Origin of the sequence: Bacillus cereus group sp. MYBK79-1, from assembly GCF_051915365.1 — a bacterium.
Taxonomy (GTDB): domain Bacteria; phylum Bacillota; class Bacilli; order Bacillales; family Bacillaceae_G; genus Bacillus_A.
In genome coordinates this window covers 38,942-59,585 of record NZ_JBQAEO010000023.1, presented here as the reverse complement: position 1 = coordinate 59,585, position 20,644 = coordinate 38,942, and the positions used below count along the sequence as shown (strand labels likewise).

Sequence of the window (20,644 nt, the reverse complement as noted above, 5' to 3'; positions counted from 1 at the left end):
TTAGTGGAGGGCTATTTTTCTAAATTCTATTATTTCATGTTGTTTGCTTTCATTAAAATCAAAAAAGATATCAGAGTGTTGGGAACCCTAAAGGGTTTCCCAACACTCTGATGAAAAAGGTACAGTATAAAACTGTACCTTTTTCATGTTATTTACTCTCTTGATTTGATCAATTCAACATTATAAGTTTCAATATCCGTTAGCTTTCCTGTAAAATACGGATTTTCTCTATACCAAGACTGTTTTGAAAAGTACGATTGCATATCTTTCGTTTGAAACATATGTCCATGCCTTGCATATATTTCATTTCTCGCAATTTTCAATTGTTCTTTCGATAAATACGCTAAGTCTGCACTCGTTAGTTTTCGAATATCACTATCAGGGAAGATGAAACCATTATATACATACCGAGTTGTAGGCGGCGGAGTAACGTTGTAAACTACTGTTTTTTCTGTACTTTTCTTTTGGAATGGAAGATTATAAGACGGAAGTGCCGTTACCGTTTCTACCTTCGTCATTTCCCTTCCATTTTCTCCATTTCGTTCTAAATAAATCGTCGCACTTCCATCAGTTGCTACCGGTCCCCACGTAATTTCTTCTCCAGTTAGCGCTGTAACTGGCTTTTGATTCACGTACAATGTCGCACCGGGCGCGTTCGTTTGAACTGTAATATATTGCCCTTGCAACGTTAAATCTATCGTTACGTTATTTTGACTTTGTTTCATAAGTACAACCTTTTCTTCACGTAATAGTTTTACATAGTCATTTTTATATTCTGCTTGAAACATTTGAGCCCCTGGAAGAAACGGCCCATATTGCTTCTCAAACTTTTTGTCATCTGTTTTATCAATTTCTTTTCCGTTCATTTTTAAAGATGTACCTTTTTCATTTGTAAGCAGCGTCGTATAATACGTCTTCGCTTTCAATTTATACCGATCAAAGATAAAGAAATACTTTCCGTCTTTCGTTAATGAAAAGTCTGCTCTTTCAATTCCATTCTCTTGTTTTTCACCTATCCTCAACTGTTCTTTCAATTCATTTACGTAAGATGGATTTTCTTTTATATATGAAAATAGAGGGTTTACACTCTCTCCAGTTACAATAACTGACGGATCATTTGCTGTGATAATCTCGGCTAATCTCTCCCCGTCCCTCTCTTGTAAAATAGTAATGATCCGATCTACTTGTGCCTCCTGCTTATAATACGATAATCCATACAAATACAGTCCAACAATCACTACAGCAAGTAATGTTAAAAGTGTAATGCCAACTTTTGTACCGCTGCTCATTTTCTTCTTTACTACAAGGTTTTCCCTCTTCTGACCGCAGTTTTGACAAAATTGTACACCGTCTTCAAACTGAGTCCCACACTTTGTGCATCCATTCATCCATTCAACCACCTTTTCTTTAGAAGCCAGTTAATCCCTGAGTAAAGGTTTGAATTATCGTTTGAATATAAGACCAAAACACAATAAACGTTGCAATTCCGTTTAAAACATTTGCTATTAGAAGCGTATAAATAAGATCTAATCCACCATTATCTAGTTTTACTATAGCTACAATGACACTAATCCCCATATAAGTTGTAGCCACTCCTAATAATATTGGTAAAAAGAAGATTAATAAAAAGCTAAAAAGAAAAGAAAGAACTAATATCGCAATAGCTGGCGTCACTATCGTTCCCCATATACCGAATACTTCAAGAAACGAAAAAGATGATTTCATCATCTTTCCACTTACAAAAATAATAAATCCGACAAATAAAGTTAAAATTAATAAAAATAAAAAGACCTTTATAGACTCTCCAAAGAACGAAGGCGTAGATAAATCTGGCGCAAACGTTCTTGTAACATTCGCCGCCGTGCTCATTATTCTATAAAAAATACACGCTCCTAAAAAACAAATAAGTACAAGACTTGTAATTCCATTTCGCACTTCAATATTTCCACTTTTCATAACGGCCGATGGTGATTTAACAGCATTTTTAAAGAACTGAAAATACCCACTTGCAAACCGCTTCGCTTGCTCTACCGTTTCATTTGGTCGAGTTTCCTTTGCTGGTGCTACGCGTGCTTGTTGCTCATCTTCTTCCTGTGCACCACTTGCTACTACTTCCCCCGTCAACGAATGTCCACAATTCCCGCAAAACTTTGCCTCTGCTGCATTTTCCGTCTGACACGCCGGACATTTCATTCTCTCATTCCCTCCTTGAGCATATACCTTATAGGGTGTTACAAATTCAATATATGACTTTGTACATAAAACATGACTACAAGAAAAAGATTCTGAAATCCTTCTTTCAAAAAAATATATGTGCTAGCAACCTTGAAAAATAATGCTATTATGAAACAGAACAAATAACGTTTTTAACAGATTGGATGACAGGCAATGGAATTGGTAAACTCAATTTTTCAAATACTCCTTACAAGCGTAATCCAATTATTTTCTTTAATTGGCGTTATCATTGTAATCGGATTTCTATTAGGTTATTTAGAATCTCTCACACGCATGTATTGGTCGAGAGCTTTCGGAAGAAAAGGATTTCTTTTAACGGCGTGGATTGGTGTTCCGATTCACGAACTTGGACATGCCATTATGTGTGTACTATTTCGTCATAAAATTGTAGCGACGCAGTTTTTCCCAACGGATACAAGTCAAGGTGCTTTAGGATACGTACAACATCAATATAATCAAAAAAGTGTATATCAACGAATTGGGAACTTCTTTATTGGAATCGGTCCTATTATTTCCGGTATTACTGCACTAATCCTTTTAATGCGCTATTTCGTACCAAATTCATATTTCTTATTTAATACAACTCTCGAAAAAACAATTGCTTCTACTTCTATTAATATAGAAATGGTTCAAAATATGCTCTTGTCAACGTTCGTATTATTGAAAAGTTTATTTACAATAAGCAATTTATTGAATCCTTCCTTTTGGCTATTTTTATTTATCGCCATTTGTATTTCTGCCCATATCGCTTTAAGTAAACCAGATATTAAAGGATCAATAGACGGTGTGATCGTCATGTTTATCGTATTATTTTTATTCAACATAATCGCAGGACTATTTCAGTACGACAGTAACCAGCTCATTGGAAAAGTGATGAAGTATAATATGTACCTTGTTGCATTTTCTAGTGTCGCACTGCTGTTCTCTTGTATTTCTACACTTGTTAGTTTTGGGTTTTATAAAATAAGAGGAGGGCGTTCGTTTTGAACGCCCTCCTCTATTTTCAGATGACTATTTATCCGATTTAATAAGTTATTGAATTGGAATAGATGGCCCAATTACTTCGTTTTCTTTCCCCGAATACGGTACAAATGAATATTTTCCTACCGATACATTAATTCCATCGAATCTACTAAAAGAAATGTCTCCTTCTTTATTCGATGCAAATGCCTCTTTACATATATATGTTTTTCCAGATTCTGATTCAATTTTAAAATAAATATCTTCATTTGTACTTTGCGTTACATCATAATAAATTGTTGTAGAAATCGGCGTTGAAACTACTTTTTTAACATTTACTTTATTGCCATCGGATAAAACAATTGTTTCATTTAAATCAAACGTCTGCTTCTCTTTCATCAACTGAGCTTGCGATACTTCAATATCAAATATCCATGGTTGCTCAATTACAGTATCCCTGTTGAATGTATTATAAGTAATTTCGATTTGAAGTTCGTCAGTTTGTGGCATTTCACTTAACTCGACACCACCGTAGATTGTATACATAGAATCATTTACTTCAATTGATTGTGCATCCTTTATACTAGAAAAATCACGGCCATTTATTCGTACCTGTGGGATTAAATATGTTTGATAATCAAATTCCACACCCTTCGCTGGCTCAAATGTTGAACTGATGAGTAGTTTATTATCATCAACTATTACCTCGTTTAAAGTCAGTTTACCGTATTTATTTTCAGCAGTTTTTCCAATAGCTGTTTTATAGGGAGAATAGTCACGCGTTTGCTGTTCATCAAGATATTTTTCAATCAATCCCGCAATAAATGGAGTATTTGCTAAAGAAGATTGTCCAAGTGGGGCTGTAATACTGACCATTAACATGCAAGCTGCTGCAACTCCGAACCATTTTTTTGACTGTTTGTTTTTCCGGAGCTTATTTTTCACACGTTTTTCCCAATGTTTTTCCTCTAATTTGGTTAAGGGAATCTCTTCAAACTCTGTGATGTCCAGCTGAATATCATTTAACTCGTTATAAATAGACATGCCCTCACACTCCATTTTTAAAAATAAAAATCTGTTTGAGCTTTTTTCTTCCACGTGACAGTTTGTTATGAATCCATGACTCTTTCACATTAAGGTGGGATGCAATTTCACGAGACGGTACACCTTCTAAATAATACTTTTCAAAAATGTTCCGCTCCGTTGCTGACAGTTCACTGAGCAATTCTTGTACGTCTAAGAAATCGTTTTGTCTTCTTTGTTCTTGATACAGACGATCATTAATCTCCGTACAGACAGTTTGTTGCCGATTTCTCGCATTTTTCCGCTGATAATCAATTGCTCGATATTTAGCAATGGCTGCTATCCATTGTTTAAACGTATTTTTACTTGGATCGAATGAGTCGATATGAAACCAGATAGCTAGTAATACATCATCTAAACATTCTTCATAATCTTGCTGATTACTCTGTACATATCTTTTAATGATGACGCTGAGTAAACTGCCGTATGTTTGAATAATAAACGTAATGCTTTTCTCATTACGTTTTTTTATTTGTTGCACAACATTTTCTTCCGTTATCTTCAAAGCTAGACCTCCTTGTACTGCTAATGGATACCTACTTTCTAATACGAATAAAAATCAATAACTCTATCACGATTTTTAATATTGCATACATAATCACACCACTATATACCATTTATGTTGTTTACAATGAGAAGAGCTAGTTCATTACGAACTAGCTCTTCTCATCACTTATTGTTCTTATAATCACAATGCTCAACGGGAACGCGAGCATGTCCATCCTCATCGGTACACCACGACTGTGATTGAAAGGCAAGAAAGATACCAATCCATTCTTCTTCCTTTTCGAAGTGAATGAGTATGCCTCCGTCTTGCCATATACCATTATCACCTTTCCATTTCTCTACATTTCCTTGATTCATATGAATATCGTGTATACCGTTTCCTGGTTCAAAATGAAAGTAAGAATCAGGTGTATTTTCTTCTGGTCCCCATCTTTCACCGAACGCGTAAATAATTGCTTTTTCTTCTATCGCCCGTTTTATATAACGTTCTATTTTTTCATTTAAATCATTATCAACTCCTGCTTTTTCAGCAGGTAAAGGAATCATTTGCTTCGAATCAAATACATTACCTCTTACATAGTCTAACGCTACTTTCGGTTCATTGTTTTTTATTTCTGTAAAACCGAATGGTAATGTCGGTAAAATATGAATCGCCTCTGACCTGATATTATCACTCGCAAAATATAAAACTTCTGACGGATAACTTTGCGATTTTACGTTAATTGCAATACGATAATCTACTTCTGCTTCGCCTTGTAAATGAACTTGATAATGAGGTGTTTTCCCTTTTCCAATCTTTGATTGTATAACTGTACCTTTTAACACACCGTAGTTTTTTAGGGGCATACATTTCATCTCCTATTCATTTAGTAGAAGCTTTACATACTTAAGGCATTATCCATATAAAAAGAAAATCCTCCTTTGCTAGGAGGATTTTTTACTTTCTCAATACGTACCAAAAAATAACCTCTACCACCACAAGCAACACCGCACCAAAGATCATTAACGTCGTCTTCTTTAATAGTTCATTTTCACGGTAAGGGATATTACATAAGTAAGCACCTAGTGTAATCCGTGACGGGCAAGCGATTGTCGCTACTGATGATGCGGTGTTTTGAAGCGTTGTGACGTATTGCCACGGGAGTGCTACGTTTTGCGCAGTTTGCATTTGTAGTTTTATAAACATTGCATTTGATCCTGCGTTACTACCTGTTAAGAATCCACCTATTGCTCCGATAAACGGAGCAATAAAAACGAAAAACGTTCCAAATGTTTCACCAGCTGTTTTTGCCAGTAATGAATGCATGCCAGATGCACCCATTAGTTCTGAAATGGCGATAAACATTGTTGTCGTAATTGCAAACGGAATCCATTGTTTTATCGTTTGCGAGAGTGATTGTTTCATAATATGAGATGGAATGCGGAAGAAAATAATTGTAAATAAACAAGTCATACCGAGCCAAAATCCTGGTGAATATAGCATTTCTAGCTTGTAAGAGTATGATTTTAAATCAAGGACTGCATATGATCTGAACAAATCATGTAATGCTGGTACGAGGCGAGAAAGCAATATACAAACAGTTAAGAATATATAAGGGCTAATAATTTTTATAATAGATACTTCTCTTTCCGTTGCCGCAGCATGTTCTGTCATTAGAATTTGTTCATTTTTCCCTTTTAATTTAATGATAAGAAAGCCAAATGTAATTGTAACGATAGAACTTAATATACCTGCTAGTTCAACACTTACGTATGCGTTAGAAAGATAGATTCCGAGAGAGAATAATAAAAAGAAACCGGATCCCTCCTTCCACTTTTCAATCACCGCCTGCCACCCACCAACAACGTGTAAAGAAAGAATGACGAAGTAGGCAAACATCGGGATGCTTAGTAGTGCTGTATTTGTACCGAGTGTTGTAAGCGGCATGTTTATAAGCTGCGAACCGATAATCGTACCAGTTGCCATGGCCCCCCATGAACTAGCGAGTAGGCCAATAAATGAAAGTAGTACAGCTTGAAACGGTTTATAGCCTAATGAAAGAAAGATAGGTGCTGCAACCATGAAGCCAATTCCGAATCCACTTACTGATTCAATTAGCGGACAAATACCAAAACACATCAGCAGCATTTGTAATAAACGATCGTGCGTCACTTCTTCTAGAAAACGTGCTACTTGATCGATGTACCCCATTTTGTTCATGAGGTGAAATAAAAAAATACCGAAAAACAAAACGTACCCGACAATAAAACAAATTAACGAACCTTTAATCGTTGCGTGCACAGTTTCACTTATCCCTAGTTGAAACGTTGGCGAGAGTAAAACGATTCCAACAGACACAACGTAAGCAATTAAAGAGGATCGTAATGACGTTTGTTTAAATAAAAATAAACAAATGAAAATCATCATAATTGGGATAAGTGCCAACAATATGGCCATATTATCATCTCTTTTCATTAAAAATACAATTTTTAACTATTATATAACAGATGTCATAATTTTCAATTGTTTTTACAACAGATTCAAAAAAGGAGCCAACTGACTCCTTTTCACTCCCATTTTCTATTATCCTGAAAAACGTTCTGCTGCCTGATTATTTTGTCTAACACAACAAACACAATATAAGCACATATGACTTGCAATACAACATTTCCAAATTTCATTAATTCAAATGAATAGATCCAGCGAAATAATTCATTTAATAATACAATCGAAACGATACTAAATAGTTCTATACTAAGCGAAAATATACATATTTCTAAAATAGATTGCTCTTGAATGCGATTTAAGTTGGAAAAGATGAATACATATCCTAAAAATAGAGCCATCAACTCTATTTTCGTCATGCTAATGAGCCAAGCGTATAGTGGTACAGTTAAAAGAAGATATAGTAGTTTACGTCTTAGCATGCTTTCTCACCCTTTAAAATATATGTATTTTCTGTATATTTTAACATTTATTACGTAAAACAAAAAGAAGAGACTTATGCCTCTTCTTTTTGTTTTACTGCCTGTATTAATTCACATATTTCTTCTCTTTTTTCATTTTCTAACAGCTCAATAACTTTACTTCCAACGACAACTCCGTCACATATTGTAATCATTTCTTCTACATGTTCCTTTGTTGAAATACCGAACCCTGCCACTACCGGTAAATGTGTATGTGATTTTACTTTTTCTAAGTAACTATGAATCTCATCTTTAAAGTTTTGACGTACTCCTGTTACGCCTGCTACTGTAACGGCGTAGACGAATCCTTCTGATTCACTCGTAATTTTTTCGATTCGCTCAATTGGGCTCGTTACGGTAACGAGCGGAATTAGCGCAATGTTTGCCTCTCGAAGTAACGGAGCAATAATATTTTGTTCTTCATATGGTAAGTCTGGAACGATGATGCCGTCTACACCTGCTTCTATACAGTTTTTGATGAATCGTTCTTTTCCGAATGCGAGTACTGGATTTAAATATGTCATGAGTACAAACGGAATTTGCACTTCTTTCCTTACCTCTATTAATGCTTGAAAAATGCCTTTTACTGTTACACCGCTATCTAGTGCTCGTTTCCCTGCTCTTTGAATCGTTGGACCATCTGCGACTGGATCTGAAAACGGAATGCCGATTTCAACGATGCTTGCTCCTGCTTCGTCTAAAAAACGAATTCTTTTTTTTAATTTTTCAAGGCCACCATCTCCGCCCATTACGTACGGAATAAATGCTTTCTTACCATTTTCAAACGCTGCTTTAATTTTTTCTACTCCCATTTTTTACACCTCTTCCATATAACGTTTTATACTCTCTACATCTTTATCCCCGCGGCCAGATAAGCAAATGACAAGCCCTTCGTCTTTCTTCATTTGAGGTGCTAGTTTTAAAGCATATGCGACAGCATGTGAGCTTTCTAACGCCGGAATAATCCCCTCTTTTTTCGTTAACAATTGAAATGCTTCTAACGCCTCTTCGTCTGTAATGGAATGATAAGCAACGCGGCCAATATCTTTTAGCAAGCTATGTTCTGGTCCAACACCTGGATAATCTAGCCCTGCTGAAATAGAATGAGCTTCTTGAATTTGTCCTTCTTCATTTTGCAGAAGATACATCATTGATCCGTGTAAAACGCCAACGCTTCCTTTCGTTAAAGTAGCTGCGTGCTTTTCTGTATGAATGCCTTTTCCAGCTGCTTCTACGCCGTAAAGAGCGACTTCTTCATCGTGTACGAACGGATAAAACATACCCATCGCATTACTACCACCACCAATACAAGCAACGACTGCTTCTGGTAATTTCCCTTCTAACGCTTCATATTGTTTTTTCGTTTCTTTCCCAATTACACTTTGAAAATCACGAACAATTTGCGGGAATGGATGTGGTCCAAGAACTGATCCCATAATGTAGTGCGTATCGTGCACGTGTGAAACCCAGTAGCGAAGCGCTTCGTTCACTGCATCTTTTAATGTGCCGCTACCTGCCGCTACACTTTCTACTTTCGCTCCGAGTAATTCCATTCGGAACACATTTAATTTTTGACGTCTCACATCTTCTTCTCCCATAAAGATGACGCATTCTAATCCGAGTAGGGCACATACAGTAGCGGTTGCCACTCCGTGTTGTCCTGCTCCTGTTTCAGCGACAACTTTTTTCTTACCCATTCGTACTGCAAGAAGTGCCTGACCGATTGTATTGTTAATTTTATGAGCTCCTGTATGGTTCAAATCTTCACGTTTTAAATAAATCTTTGCACCGCCGCAATACTTCGTCATATTGTCAGCGAAATAAAGCGGTGTTTCTCTTCCAACGTACGTTTTTAAATAATGATTTAATTCCTTTTGAAACGCTTCATCTTGCATCGCTTCTTTATATGCTTCTTCTAGTTCTAATACAGATTGCATTAACGTTTCTGGAACGTATCGTCCTCCGTATATACCGTAGTGACCTTTTTCATCTGGATATGCGTAATTCATTTGGAACACTCCTTCGCTTTTTTAATGAATTGTTTTATTTTCTCTACATCTTTCTTTCCTTCTGTCTCCACCCCGCTACTTACATCGACCATATATGGCTGAACAGTTCGAATCGCTTCTTCTATATTAAGTTCGTTTAATCCACCAGCTAATATCGTTTTCTCTCGCAACTCTTTTGGCATATGCACAAGTAGTTCCCATGAAAATGCCTTTCCATTTCCTCCGTGAAACTTTTCTTTCGGGCTATCAAACAATATATAATCCGTTTCATATGTTTGAGCATCTTTCATGTCACTCTCCGAAGTTACTCCGAGTGATTTTATAGACGTAATATTCAATCTTCTAATGTGATGATTATCTTCATCCCCATGTAGTTGCACATGCGTTAACCCGCATTCATCTGCAATTTTCTGGATCACTTCTACTGATTCATTTACAAAAACACCGACCTTTAACACGTTTGCTGGAAGCTCCTGAATAATTTCTTTCGCTAGCCATGGAGTGATTTTCCGCTTACTTTCCGCAAAAACAAATCCGAGTGCATCAGCTCCGTATTCGCAAGCACGTTTTGCCGTTTCAACATCAGTGATGCCGCAAATTTTCACTTTCATACGTTCACCTTACAATCTTCAAAAAAGGTACGAATAGAAGATGATGTCATAAGCGCTTCTCCAACTAATACACCTTTTGCTCCGGCTCGTTTGACGCGAATAATATCTTCTTTTGAATGAATGCCGCTTTCACTAATCCAAAGTAATTTCTCCTCATTTAGTCGTTTTCCAAGCTTTTCTGTTTGTCTTAAATCTACTTCAAATGTTTTTAAATTACGGTTGTTAATACCGATAACGTGCGGATTTAATTGAATTGCAATTTCTAATTCCTGTTCATCATGAACTTCAACAATTGCTTCTAATCCTTTTTCTAGTACGTAGTTATACAGCTCTTGTAACTTCTCTTTCGTTAACGCGGCTACAATTAATAAAATAATATCTGCCCCAGCTTCATACGCCCTATCAATTTGAATCTTATCGATTATAAAATCTTTGCATAAAAGCGGAATGTTACTTTCTTCTCTTGCCGTTTGTAAATCATGAAACGATCCTTTAAAAAATTGACCGTCTGTTAAAACAGATACTGCTCCTGCGCCGCATTCTTCATATGTTTTCACTTGTTTTCGTACATCAACGTGTAAATTAATATCTCCTTTTGATGGTGATGCTCGCTTTACTTCTGCAATGACAGTAAACTGCTGTAATGCTTCTACAAGTGAATGTCTCTTTCTACTTTCTTTTAATGGAGTATACGTTTCATATAATGCCGCAACTTCCTTTTTCTTTTGGTCTACAATTTTGTCTAAAATCGTCCCCACTTTAATTCACCCTTTCTAATTTTTCATGACTTGCTGCAATTAATAAGTTTAGTTTGGCTAATGCTTTTCCAGAGTCAATGCTATGCGTTGCGAGTGTAATTCCTTCTTCAATCGTTTCTGCTTTTCCATTTGCGAAAAGGGCTAGACCTGCATTGAATAACACTGTATCACGGTAAACGCTCTTTTCTCCGCTTAATATTCCGAGCGTAATCTTTGCATTTTCTTTTGAATTCCCGCCTCTAATCTCTTCGTTTTTCACTATTTGGAATCCGTATTTCTCAGGTTTAATACTCGTTTCTACTATTTCATTACCTTTCAAAATGACAACGTGATTTTCTCCTTGCAATGATGCTTCATCTAAAAATCCACTTCCGTTTACGACAAGCGCTTGCTTTCTTCCTAGTTTCTGTAATACTTGCGCAACTGGTAGTAACATATCTCGTTTATAAATGCCGACAAATTGTGTTTCTAGATTAATTGGATTCGTTAACGGTCCAATTAAGTTAAAGATCGTCGGCACATTTAATTCTTTTCTTATTTTCATAATGCGTCTTAATGCTGGATGCATCGCTGGTGCGAATAAAAATGCAATGCCGACATGCTCTAATAAATAATCAATTTCGTTTGGTGTACTGCTAATATTTACACCGAGTTCTTCTAATAAATCCGCGCTTCCTGTTTTACTAGATACAGCACGGTTACCGTGTTTTGCAACCTTTACGCCAGCTCCTGCCAGTACAAATGCTGATGTTGTACTAATATTAAACGTTTGGGCACCGTCACCACCCGTCCCGCAATTGTCCATCGCTCCTTGTATATGGTTCGAAAACGGTAATGCCTTTTCACGAAGAGCTCGAACAAGGCCGTATATTTCTTCTGCCATTTCACCTTTCGCTTTCAGTAAGACTAAGAAAGCTGCAATTTCACTTTCCAATATGTTTTCATTTAATAAAAGAAGCCCTGCTTTATACATTTCCTCTTCTGTTAAATGTTGTCCCTCCACTAATTTGCGAAGATAGTTATTCATACTCTTTCCTCCTCTTTCACTTCGCCTAAAAAGGCACGTATTAACTTTCCGCCTTCTTCTGTCGCGATTGATTCCGGATGAAACTGTAATCCGAATAGCGGATAATAATTGTGACGAACTGCCATAATTTCTCCGTCGTCCATCGCTGTCGCTAGTATGTCAAAACACTCTGGCAAGCTCGTTTGCGCTGCAACAAGAGAATGGTAGCGCATCGCCGTTAATGGCTGTGTTACATATGAAAAGATTGAAGTTCCATTATGTTTCACACGTGATGTTTTTCCGTGTTTAATGCGTTCTGCTCTTACAATCTCTCCTCCAAATGCTGATATAATCGCTTGATGACCAAGGCAAATCCCTAATATGGGAACGTTCTTATAAAAGTGACGAATGACTTCGATACAAATGCCTGCATCCTCTGGTTTTCCTGGTCCTGGTGAAAGTACAATTCCTTTCGGCTTCATTTCTTCTAATTGTTCTATCGTTATTTGATCATTTCTTACGACAACAATATTTTCTTCGTATTCGCCTAATAGTTGATACAAGTTATATGTGAATGAGTCATAATTATCAATCAATACAATCATTTCATTACCTCCAAAAGCGCTCTCGCTTTATTTAATGTTTCTTCATATTCAGCTACTGGATCTGAATCGTAAACGATGCCTGCTCCTGCCTGAACGTAAGCTTTTTCATCTTTTACAACCATCGTTCGAATCGCAAGCGCCATATCAAGATTTCCAGAAAAACTAACGTATCCAACTGCACCCGCGTATACATTTCTTTTTTCATTCTCTAGCTCATTTATAATTTCCATCGCTCTAATTTTCGGAGCACCTGACACCGTTCCTGCTGGTAGGCAATACGCTAATGCATCAAATCCACTCATTCGTTTTTGCAATATTCCGTAAACTTCAGATACAATATGCATAACGTGAGAGTATTTTTCTACTTTCATATATTTATCTATCGTCACGGATCCAATTTCACTTACTCTGCCAATATCATTCCGCCCAAGATCCACAAGCATCATATGCTCCGCTCGTTCTTTCTCATCTTCTAACAGTTCTTTTTCAATTTCCACATCTTCCTGCTTCGTTTTCCCTCTTGGCCTCGTACCAGCAATTGGATTCGTCATCACTTTATCCTCTCTTACCGATAACAAACTTTCCGGTGAAGAACCGAGTACAACATAATCTTGAAAATCGATATAGAACATATACGGTGATGGATTGGCAATACGCAGTTTACGGTATAAAGCAAAAGGGTCACCAATACATTCACTTTGCAAACGCTGTGACAGTACGACTTGGAATATGTCCCCGGCTCTTATATGTTCTTTCGCTGTTTCTACCATCTCACAAAACTCTTTTTCTGTTATAGAAGAAGTGAATGATAATGTTGACCTTATTTGAGTTACTTCCGCTGCTTCTCCCTTTAGCACTTCCTCTTTGTATACTTGCAATCTTTCATATACTTCTTCATAAGAAGCTGTATCATCTTTCCTACATACATATACAAAGGATAATTTTTGGCGTAAGTGGTCATACACGATAAACTCCCGGTACAGTAAAAGGTGTACTTCTGGAATATTCAATGGATCGTGTAAATCTCCTCCAATGTTTTCATACTGCCGGATGACGTCATAGCCAATATAACCAACTGCTCCTCCGCAAAATGGAAATGGACTGTCTACGTGTGCTGACTTGATTACTTCTTCTAACACTTGTAGTACGTTACCTTGCAGCTTTTCTGTTTGGCCGTAAATCGTTCGTTCCACTTCCGTACCAACGCTTTTCACTTCACCATACGGATTACATCCTAAATATGAATAGCGTCCTTTATCTTGATGAAGCTGCGAACTTTCTAATAAAAACTTTTTCTTTCCCTTCATACGTCTATATAAAGAAATTGGCGTAATGCTATCTCCTTCTTCTTCAGCGATTACTAAAAATGTTCTTCCCTGTTCTTTTTGCTTCATAAATTCCTCTTTTGTCATCATGCCTTTCACCTCAATCTGAAAAATAAAAAAGTCCTCTACATATCGAAAATATGTAGAGGACGATAAATTTACCGTGGTACCACCTCAGGTTGGACGCAAAAGCATCCCGCTTTATTCAGGCACAAAATATATACCTTATCCTTGTAACGGCGGAACCCGGGTTGCCTACTGAAAACAATTGTTCAGCATACCTCTCGTAAGCCCATTCCGTATATGGCACCGCACCGGGCTCCCACCTATCCCCGGCTCTCTGTAACGTCTCCAATATACGTACTCTTCTTACTTCAACGATTTCATTTATTTAATTTTTTGTACACAAAAAGGGAGTACTCATCCTATAGAAAGGACGGGTACTCCCGTGGTGCCACCTTAATTCGTTACGCATGTAACGCACTTTACCGTATCAAAAACAATACGTGTCTCTTATATCGATGAGATCATGTCGCCAAAGCCTACTTCTTTCGTTTCGGTTTGGAAGCTCCGAAGCCCATTCCACATCAATCCCATACTGATTCGCACCAACCATCAGCTCTCTGACATGTTCATCATGTGTACTCTTCTTCATCAACGCTTGCATTTTTTTAAGTTGCACTCATTATAGACTTAACTTTTTTCATAAGTCAATACTTTTTAAAAAAATTTATTTTTCTCTCCTTTCAATATTATATTGACAAAACAACCTCTTTTTATGTAAATATAATAAATACTCTATTAAAAATAAGGTTTTTTGTATGAATATTATATATTAAAAAAGTAAAATGACGTCAAAAAACGCTTACATTTCTGAAAATTCGTATTTCTGTATGGATTTTTCAGAATAATCATGATAGATTATAAATATGCATAACGCATCAAAAGACATGACAAAAGGAAGGGGAACTTCATGAGTACGCAGATGTTAACTTTAACTTCTATCTCTATTTACATGCTCGGGATGTTAGTCATTGGCTATTTCGCCTACAAACGAACGTCCAACTTAACAGATTATATGCTTGGCGGGCGTACACTAGGCCCCGCAGTAACAGCATTAAGTGCTGGAGCATCCGATATGAGTGGTTGGCTTTTAATGGGATTACCCGGTGCAATGTTTAGCGTTGGATTAAGTAGTAGTTGGATTGCGATTGGCCTAACACTAGGCGCATACGCAAACTGGCTTTATGTCGCTCCTCGCTTACGTACCTACTCTGAAATTGCAAACAACTCTATTACTATCCCAGAATTTTTGGAACACCGTTTTCAAGACAAATCTCACATGCTACGCTTAGTATCCGGACTTGTTATTATGATTTTCTTTACTTTTTATGTAGCTTCAGGATTAGTTTCAGGCGCTGTATTATTTGAAAATTCATTTGGTATGAACTACCACTTTGGATTATTCATTGTTGCTGGCGTTGTTGTAGCTTACACCTTATTTGGTGGTTTCTTAGCAGTAAGTTGGACAGACTTCGTGCAAGGAATCATTATGGTAATTGCTCTTATTCTTGTTCCTATCGTAACAATTATGAATTCGAACGGACTTGGACCTGCATTTGATACAATTCAATCTGTAGATCCAACACGTTTAGATATTTTTAAAGGTGCCTCTACTTTAGGAATGATTTCTCTATTCGCATGGGGCCTTGGTTATGTTGGACAACCTCATATTATCGTACGCTTTATGGCGATTTCTTCTGTAAAAGAAATTAAAAGCGCACGAAGAATTGGTATGAGCTGGATGATTTTCTCTGTTGTCGGAGCTATGTTTACTGGTCTTATCGGTATCGCTTACTATTCACAACAAGAGTTAACATTATCTAACCCAGAAACAATTTTCCTTGAACTAGGAAAAATTTTATTCCATCCACTTATTACTGGATTTTTATTAGCAGCTATTTTAGCAGCTATTATGAGTACAATTTCATCTCAATTACTCGTTACTTCTAGTGCTATAACAGAAGATTTATATCGTACATTCTTTAAACGTTCTGCTTCTGATAAAGAGCTTGTATTTGTCGGTCGTATGGCTGTACTGGTTATTGCATTAGTTGGGTGCGCATTAGCGTTTAAACAAAATGATACGATTTTAGCTCTTGTTGGATACGCTTGGGCTGGATTTGGTTCTTCATTCGGACCTGCTATTTTATTAAGCTTATATTGGAAACGTATGACAAAATGGGGCGCACTTGCTGGTATGATTTCTGGTGCCGCTACAGTAATTATTTGGACTCAATTCAAATTCTTAAAAGATTTCTTATATGAAATGATTCCTGGTTTCGCTATTAGTTTAATAGTGATCATAATTGTTAGTTTACTAACGAAACCTTCAAAAGAAGTTGAAGAGCAATTTGAGAATTTCGAAAAACAACATAGTCATAATCTATAAAGGGAAAGCTCTGCTGTTATCATAACAGCAGAGCTTTCTTTTTATCAAAGTTCGACAATCTTCTTCTCAAATTTAACAAATTCTTTATGTTTCGTTAAATTTAACATAACACTACTCCTTTATAGTATGAGTATGAGTATGAGTATCAGTACTTATACAGAAAGGGGACTCCAACATGTTAGCAGCTTTCCAGCGACAACAAACACGAAAATTTTCACCTATCACAAATACTTCTGCGTCTTGTTTGAACATACAACCTAATCCACCTACCATTTCAATTGCTCCTTCTGTTATTTCAGTCATCGGTGTTCATATGGAAAAAAATAAGTTAAAGGTCAGAACTGGACAAAGCACTGAGTTATCAGCTTCCGTTTTACCAATGCAAGCGACGAATAAAGAACTTATTTGGACAAATATGAATGCTGATGTTATCACAATGTATCCAAAAGGTGATACGGTAACGATTACTGGAAAAAGTGCGGGAAGAGCAGTCGTAATTGTCACAACTGCTGAAGGAAAGTTCCGTGATCTATGTATGGTTCATGTACAACCTTATATGACAAATCCAAAGTAAAAGAGTGGCTTCGTAGCCACTCTTTTACTTGATTTCAATGTGTGAATTTTTACTTGTAACAAGATTGATGAATTGGCCTTTATCTTTAGGAGAAATAACTTCTGTTTTATGTGCGCCGTAAACAATTTCAATTCGATCAAATGACAATGCATGAGCAGCTATTGGATTTTTCGTATTTGAAATTTGTTTTATATCTCGTATAAATATGCGTTTTTTAACGAGACCTGATCTAATTGTAATTGTTTCTTCTCCGACGATGTATTTTGTCGAAAACCAACTCCACATAAATAATATTGCTAAAGGAAGTGTAAAAAATAAAAGAAAATACTCTTTTCCTGCAAATAGAGGAGCAAAACACGCTCCAATGACAACGAAAAAAATCGGATATAACCATACGTCTTTTTTTGATGGAAATTCCATGTCCTTCCCCCTTCCTCACCTATATTTCTATAAAGTGAAACTTTAATCAGTGGGGGTTTTCCTCATCCCCCACTGATTATTAGCCCTCACCAATGGGACTTTAATGGGCAGCCCGACCCCCACCTAAATTCTTTGCTTTCGCTGAATTTTGAGACGGGGGTCTTACTGCCCATTAAAGTGGGATAAAACAAAAAGAGAAGTATCACAACTTCTCTTTTCTCCCCTAACATTATAATTCCTGTGTATACGCCGGCTCGTTTACTACATTTTTTGCTGTTCGTTTTTGTTGTTGTAGTAAGAAAACAGATACACCAAACAATACGAGCATGCTACCGATAATTTGCATAGCATTTAATCTTTCCCCGAGTAAGAAGAACGCTAGTATAGATGCTCCAACTGGTTCCCCTAAAATACTCATTGAAATTGTTGTTGCATTTACGTAGTTTAATAACCAATTATTAATGACGTGTGACACTGTCGGTACGACCGCAAGTAAGAGAAATACGGTCCAGTCCCACTTCGAATAACCTGTAAAAGGCACTTGCAATACTATATTATAAATTCCCATAAAAATACCTGCGAATGCAAAGACTGTAAAGCTGTAAATCCAGTGTGATACTTTCTTGACTGTCGTTTGCCCGATAAATAAATAACCGACAACCGCTATTACACTTAAAAAGGATAATATATCTCCATAAATTGCTTGTTCACTTAGCCCTAAATCTCCCCACCCAATACACATTACGCCTAGTATCGCAATTCCCATTGTCGCAATGGCTGAGTATGTTGTTCTTTCTTTAAATAAGAAAAAACCTCCAACTAAAGATACGATTGGTTGAAGTGCTAAAATAATTGTCGAACTCGCAACTGTCGTATGCTTTAAAGATTCAAACCATAAAAGAAAATGAAGCGCTAAAAAGAAACCAGATCCAATTAAAAATCCCCAATCTTTTATTTGAATCTTACTAAACTCTTCCCGTTTTTTCCAAACGATAGGCAGCATAATAAGTACGATAATCCATAATCGATACATACTTAATATGGAAGATGGTGCTGAGGACATCTTTACAAAAACTGCTGCAAATGAAATGGCTATAATGGAAATTGCTAATGGTAGTGCGATTGATCTTTCTTGTTTCAAATTCCGTCTCCCCTCTCACCTGTCAAAAATCCCACTTCATTATATCCGTTTTCTTTCATAACTTAAATACTAATTTTTTAGATTCTTCGTACCATTATGGTAAAATAGAAATGAAAGCACCTATTAGTGAATATTTCTTTCTTTTTCACTACAAGCGTCGCTCTTACAATCATTACAGTAAATTTTTATTTAGGGGGATCTACATGAATCAAACAATAGGGAGAATTGAAGAAATTTCATTTTATAGTGCATCACTTCAAGAAGATGTCACACTTCTCGTTTACTTACCAGTAAATTACACACCACTGCACAAACATACAGTTGTAATTGCACAAGATGGTAGAGATTATTTTCAGCTCGGTAAAGCGCACCGTGTAATTGAGCGCCTTCGTGAAACTGAAGAAATTGACCGTACAATTATTGTCGGTATTCCATATAAAAATGTACACGATCGTAAAGAAAAATATTTCCCAAATGAAGTGAAAAACGCTGCGTATATTCGTTTCCTTGCTCATGAACTTGCACCATATATCGATGAAAATTATCCAACGTACCAAATGGGAAAAGGTCGTGTGTTAATTGGGGATTCTCTTGGCGGAACAGTTTCCTTCATGACTGCACTTATGTATCCGCATACATTCGGTAAAGTCGTTATGCAATCACCATTTGTGGATGAAACAGTGATGAACTTAGCAAAAGACTTCAAAAATCCGGAGGCGCTAGACCTTTATCATGTCATTGGGACAGAAGAAACAGCTGTAAAACGCACGGATGGACAAGTATCTGATTTCGTACAACCGAACCGTGAGCTCAATACGCTTCTGACAGATAGAAATTTCATCACGCATTACGAGGAGTTTGCAGGTAACCATACGTGGAAATATTGGCAAACTGATTTACCGAAAGCTTTCTCTCATATTCTATCAATGAAATAATAGAGAGCAGTATTCAGAATAATTTGATATAATAGATAGAGAGATTTGTTTTTCTCAAAATCTAACTAGACTTACAAAGGGAGGAATTGGAACATGAAATTAGGCATTGTAATTTTTCCATCTAAAATGATTCAAGATAAAGCGAACGGATTGCGTAAACGTTATGATCCGCACTACGCATTAGTTCCGCCACATATTACATTGAAAACACCCTTTGAGACGCAAGATGATCAACTAGAATCGATTGTAAACGAGTTACATACAATCGCAAGTAAAACGAACCCTTTCACCCTTCATGTTGGAAAAGTTGGTTCATTCGCACCTGTTAATAATGTTCTTTATTTTAAAGTAGAAAAAACACCTGAACTTACTTTCTTAAATGAGGAAATGCATAGTGAATTCTTTACGCAAGAACGCGAATACGCTTTCGTACCTCATTTAACAATCGGACAAGGCTTATCAGATGCAGAGCATGCTGATGTATTAGGTCGATTACGTATGAAAGATTTCTATTATGAACAACCAATTGATCGCTTCCATCTTCTATATCAATTAGAAAATGGAACATGGACTGTATACGAAACATTCCACCTTGGAAAGGGGAACAATTAATTTGCACGCACAGATCGTACAAACGGACGAACAACTAAGAGACGCATTCTCTGTACGTAAGCAAGTCTTTGTGAATGAACAACAAGTTTCTGCTGAAGAAGAGTATGATGAATTTGAAGAAACTTCAACACACGTTGTTATATATGATAATGATGTTCCAGTTGGTGCTGGTCGTTTTCGCATACTGGATGGAATAGGAAAAATGGAACGCATTTGCGTACTAGCTTCTCATCGTAAAAAAGGAATTGGAAAAATTGTTATGGATGCACTTGAAGCGTATGCGAAGGAAAACTCGCTACCAAAATTAAAGCTGCATGCCCAAACACATGCTGAAGATTTCTATAAGAAACTTGGATATGTAACGAATTCTGATGTATTCATGGAAGCAAATATTCCTCACATCGTTATGATAAAAGAATTGTAATTTGAAAACAGGAGGTATCCCCTCCTGTTTTTTACATTGCT

22 protein-coding genes and 2 other annotated features are annotated in these 20,644 nt (G+C 36.6%); of the genes, 6 read left to right on the top strand and 16 right to left on the bottom strand.

Annotated features, from left to right (window positions below; genetic code table 11):
- Positions 1-152: 152 nt before the first annotated feature.
- Together ACTFOB_RS24235 and ACTFOB_RS24230 are read right to left on the bottom strand one after the other, a co-directional pair.
- Positions 153-1,388, bottom strand: a complete 1,236-nt coding sequence (locus ACTFOB_RS24235) for a TcaA 3rd/4th domain-containing protein (RefSeq protein ID WP_440029486.1) — start codon at positions 1,386-1,388, stop codon at positions 153-155.
- Between the two features lie 19 nt (positions 1,389-1,407).
- Positions 1,408-2,193: a zinc ribbon domain-containing protein gene (locus ACTFOB_RS24230; protein WP_440029488.1), complete on the bottom strand. Its 786-nt coding sequence runs from the start codon at positions 2,191-2,193 to the stop codon at positions 1,408-1,410.
- A 195-nt stretch (positions 2,194-2,388) separates the two neighbouring features.
- On the opposite strand from ACTFOB_RS24230, the gene ACTFOB_RS24225 reads away from it, so the two are divergent.
- Complete coding sequence (locus tag ACTFOB_RS24225; RefSeq protein ID WP_440029490.1) at positions 2,389-3,222, top strand: hypothetical protein; 834 nt, start codon at positions 2,389-2,391, stop codon at positions 3,220-3,222.
- Positions 3,223-3,267: 45 nt separating this feature from the next.
- On the opposite strand, the gene ACTFOB_RS24220 is transcribed toward ACTFOB_RS24225, so the two are convergent.
- The 12 genes from ACTFOB_RS24220 to trpE form a co-directional block, all read right to left on the bottom strand.
- Positions 3,268-4,239, bottom strand: a complete 972-nt coding sequence (locus ACTFOB_RS24220; RefSeq protein WP_440029491.1) for a DUF4179 domain-containing protein — start codon at positions 4,237-4,239, stop codon at positions 3,268-3,270.
- Between the two features lie 4 nt (positions 4,240-4,243).
- Entirely contained in the window at positions 4,244-4,783 is a 540-nt protein-coding gene (locus ACTFOB_RS24215; protein WP_440029493.1) for a sigma-70 family RNA polymerase sigma factor, read from the bottom strand.
- A gap of 164 nt (positions 4,784-4,947) precedes the next feature.
- Entirely contained in the window at positions 4,948-5,631 is a 684-nt protein-coding gene (locus ACTFOB_RS24210) for a DUF2278 family protein (RefSeq protein ID WP_440029495.1), read from the bottom strand.
- Positions 5,632-5,722: 91 nt separating this feature from the next.
- Positions 5,723-7,222 carry an L-lactate permease gene (locus ACTFOB_RS24205; protein WP_440029496.1) on the bottom strand — a complete coding sequence of 500 codons (1,500 nt, stop codon included), beginning with the start codon at positions 7,220-7,222 and terminating at the stop codon, positions 5,723-5,725.
- 110 nt (positions 7,223-7,332) lie between these two features.
- A complete protein-coding gene (locus tag ACTFOB_RS24200) occupies positions 7,333-7,692 on the bottom strand; it encodes a DUF4029 domain-containing protein (protein WP_440029498.1) in 360 nt (119 codons plus the stop codon).
- Positions 7,693-7,766: 74 nt separating this feature from the next.
- Positions 7,767-8,543, bottom strand: a complete 777-nt coding sequence (trpA, locus tag ACTFOB_RS24195; RefSeq protein ID WP_440029500.1) for a tryptophan synthase subunit alpha — start codon at positions 8,541-8,543, stop codon at positions 7,767-7,769.
- 3 nt (positions 8,544-8,546) lie between these two features.
- Positions 8,547-9,740: a tryptophan synthase subunit beta gene (gene trpB, locus ACTFOB_RS24190; RefSeq protein WP_440029502.1), complete on the bottom strand. Its 1,194-nt coding sequence runs from the start codon at positions 9,738-9,740 to the stop codon at positions 8,547-8,549.
- Positions 9,737-10,351, bottom strand: a complete 615-nt coding sequence (locus ACTFOB_RS24185; protein WP_440029504.1) for a phosphoribosylanthranilate isomerase — start codon at positions 10,349-10,351, stop codon at positions 9,737-9,739. The genes trpB and ACTFOB_RS24185 overlap by 4 nt, the downstream gene beginning before the upstream one ends.
- Positions 10,348-11,109 (bottom strand): indole-3-glycerol phosphate synthase TrpC, encoded by a 762-nt coding sequence (trpC, locus tag ACTFOB_RS24180; protein ID WP_440029506.1) that lies wholly within the window; start codon positions 11,107-11,109, stop codon positions 10,348-10,350. Before trpC ends, ACTFOB_RS24185 begins: the two co-directional genes overlap by 4 nt.
- A 1-nt stretch (position 11,110) precedes the next feature.
- Entirely contained in the window at positions 11,111-12,136 is a 1,026-nt protein-coding gene (gene trpD, locus ACTFOB_RS24175) for an anthranilate phosphoribosyltransferase (protein ID WP_440029508.1), read from the bottom strand.
- Positions 12,133-12,720 carry an anthranilate synthase component II gene (locus ACTFOB_RS24170; protein ID WP_440029510.1) on the bottom strand — a complete coding sequence of 196 codons (588 nt, stop codon included), beginning with the start codon at positions 12,718-12,720 and terminating at the stop codon, positions 12,133-12,135. The genes trpD and ACTFOB_RS24170 overlap by 4 nt, the downstream gene beginning before the upstream one ends.
- Positions 12,717-14,135, bottom strand: a complete 1,419-nt coding sequence (gene trpE, locus ACTFOB_RS24165; protein WP_440029512.1) for an anthranilate synthase component I — start codon at positions 14,133-14,135, stop codon at positions 12,717-12,719. The genes ACTFOB_RS24170 and trpE overlap by 4 nt, the downstream gene beginning before the upstream one ends.
- Positions 14,136-14,187: 52 nt before the next feature.
- Positions 14,188-14,432, bottom strand: a binding site (T-box leader).
- Between the two features lie 42 nt (positions 14,433-14,474).
- Positions 14,475-14,712 (bottom strand) — a binding site (T-box leader).
- 306 nt (positions 14,713-15,018) lie between these two features.
- Between trpE and putP the strand changes: the two genes are divergently transcribed.
- Complete coding sequence (putP, locus tag ACTFOB_RS24160) at positions 15,019-16,497, top strand: sodium/proline symporter PutP (protein WP_440029514.1); 1,479 nt, start codon at positions 15,019-15,021, stop codon at positions 16,495-16,497.
- 175 nt (positions 16,498-16,672) lie between these two features.
- On the top strand, positions 16,673-17,071 hold the full coding sequence (locus ACTFOB_RS24155; RefSeq protein WP_440029515.1) for an Ig-like domain-containing protein: 399 nt from the start codon (positions 16,673-16,675) through the stop codon (positions 17,069-17,071).
- Positions 17,072-17,095: 24 nt separating this feature from the next.
- On the opposite strand, the gene ACTFOB_RS24150 is transcribed toward ACTFOB_RS24155, so the two are convergent.
- A complete protein-coding gene (locus tag ACTFOB_RS24150) occupies positions 17,096-17,491 on the bottom strand; it encodes a PH domain-containing protein (protein WP_440029517.1) in 396 nt (131 codons plus the stop codon).
- A gap of 229 nt (positions 17,492-17,720) precedes the next feature.
- Entirely contained in the window at positions 17,721-18,632 is a 912-nt protein-coding gene (locus ACTFOB_RS24145) for a DMT family transporter (protein WP_440029519.1), read from the bottom strand.
- Positions 18,633-18,835: 203 nt separating this feature from the next.
- Here ACTFOB_RS24145 and ACTFOB_RS24140 point away from each other — a divergent pair, with 203 nt between their 5' ends.
- The 3 genes from ACTFOB_RS24140 (at position 18,836) to ACTFOB_RS24130 (ending at position 20,603) form a co-directional block, all read left to right on the top strand.
- Positions 18,836-19,567 carry an alpha/beta hydrolase gene (locus tag ACTFOB_RS24140; RefSeq protein WP_151631283.1) on the top strand — a complete coding sequence of 244 codons (732 nt, stop codon included), beginning with the start codon at positions 18,836-18,838 and terminating at the stop codon, positions 19,565-19,567.
- Positions 19,568-19,660: 93 nt separating this feature from the next.
- Positions 19,661-20,179 (top strand): YjcG family protein, encoded by a 519-nt coding sequence (locus tag ACTFOB_RS24135; RefSeq protein ID WP_016088861.1) that lies wholly within the window; start codon positions 19,661-19,663, stop codon positions 20,177-20,179.
- Between the two features lies 1 nt (position 20,180).
- Positions 20,181-20,603, top strand: coding sequence for a GNAT family N-acetyltransferase (locus ACTFOB_RS24130; RefSeq protein ID WP_097816621.1), 423 nt, complete (start codon positions 20,181-20,183; stop codon positions 20,601-20,603).
- The last annotated feature ends 41 nt before the right edge of the window (positions 20,604-20,644 follow it).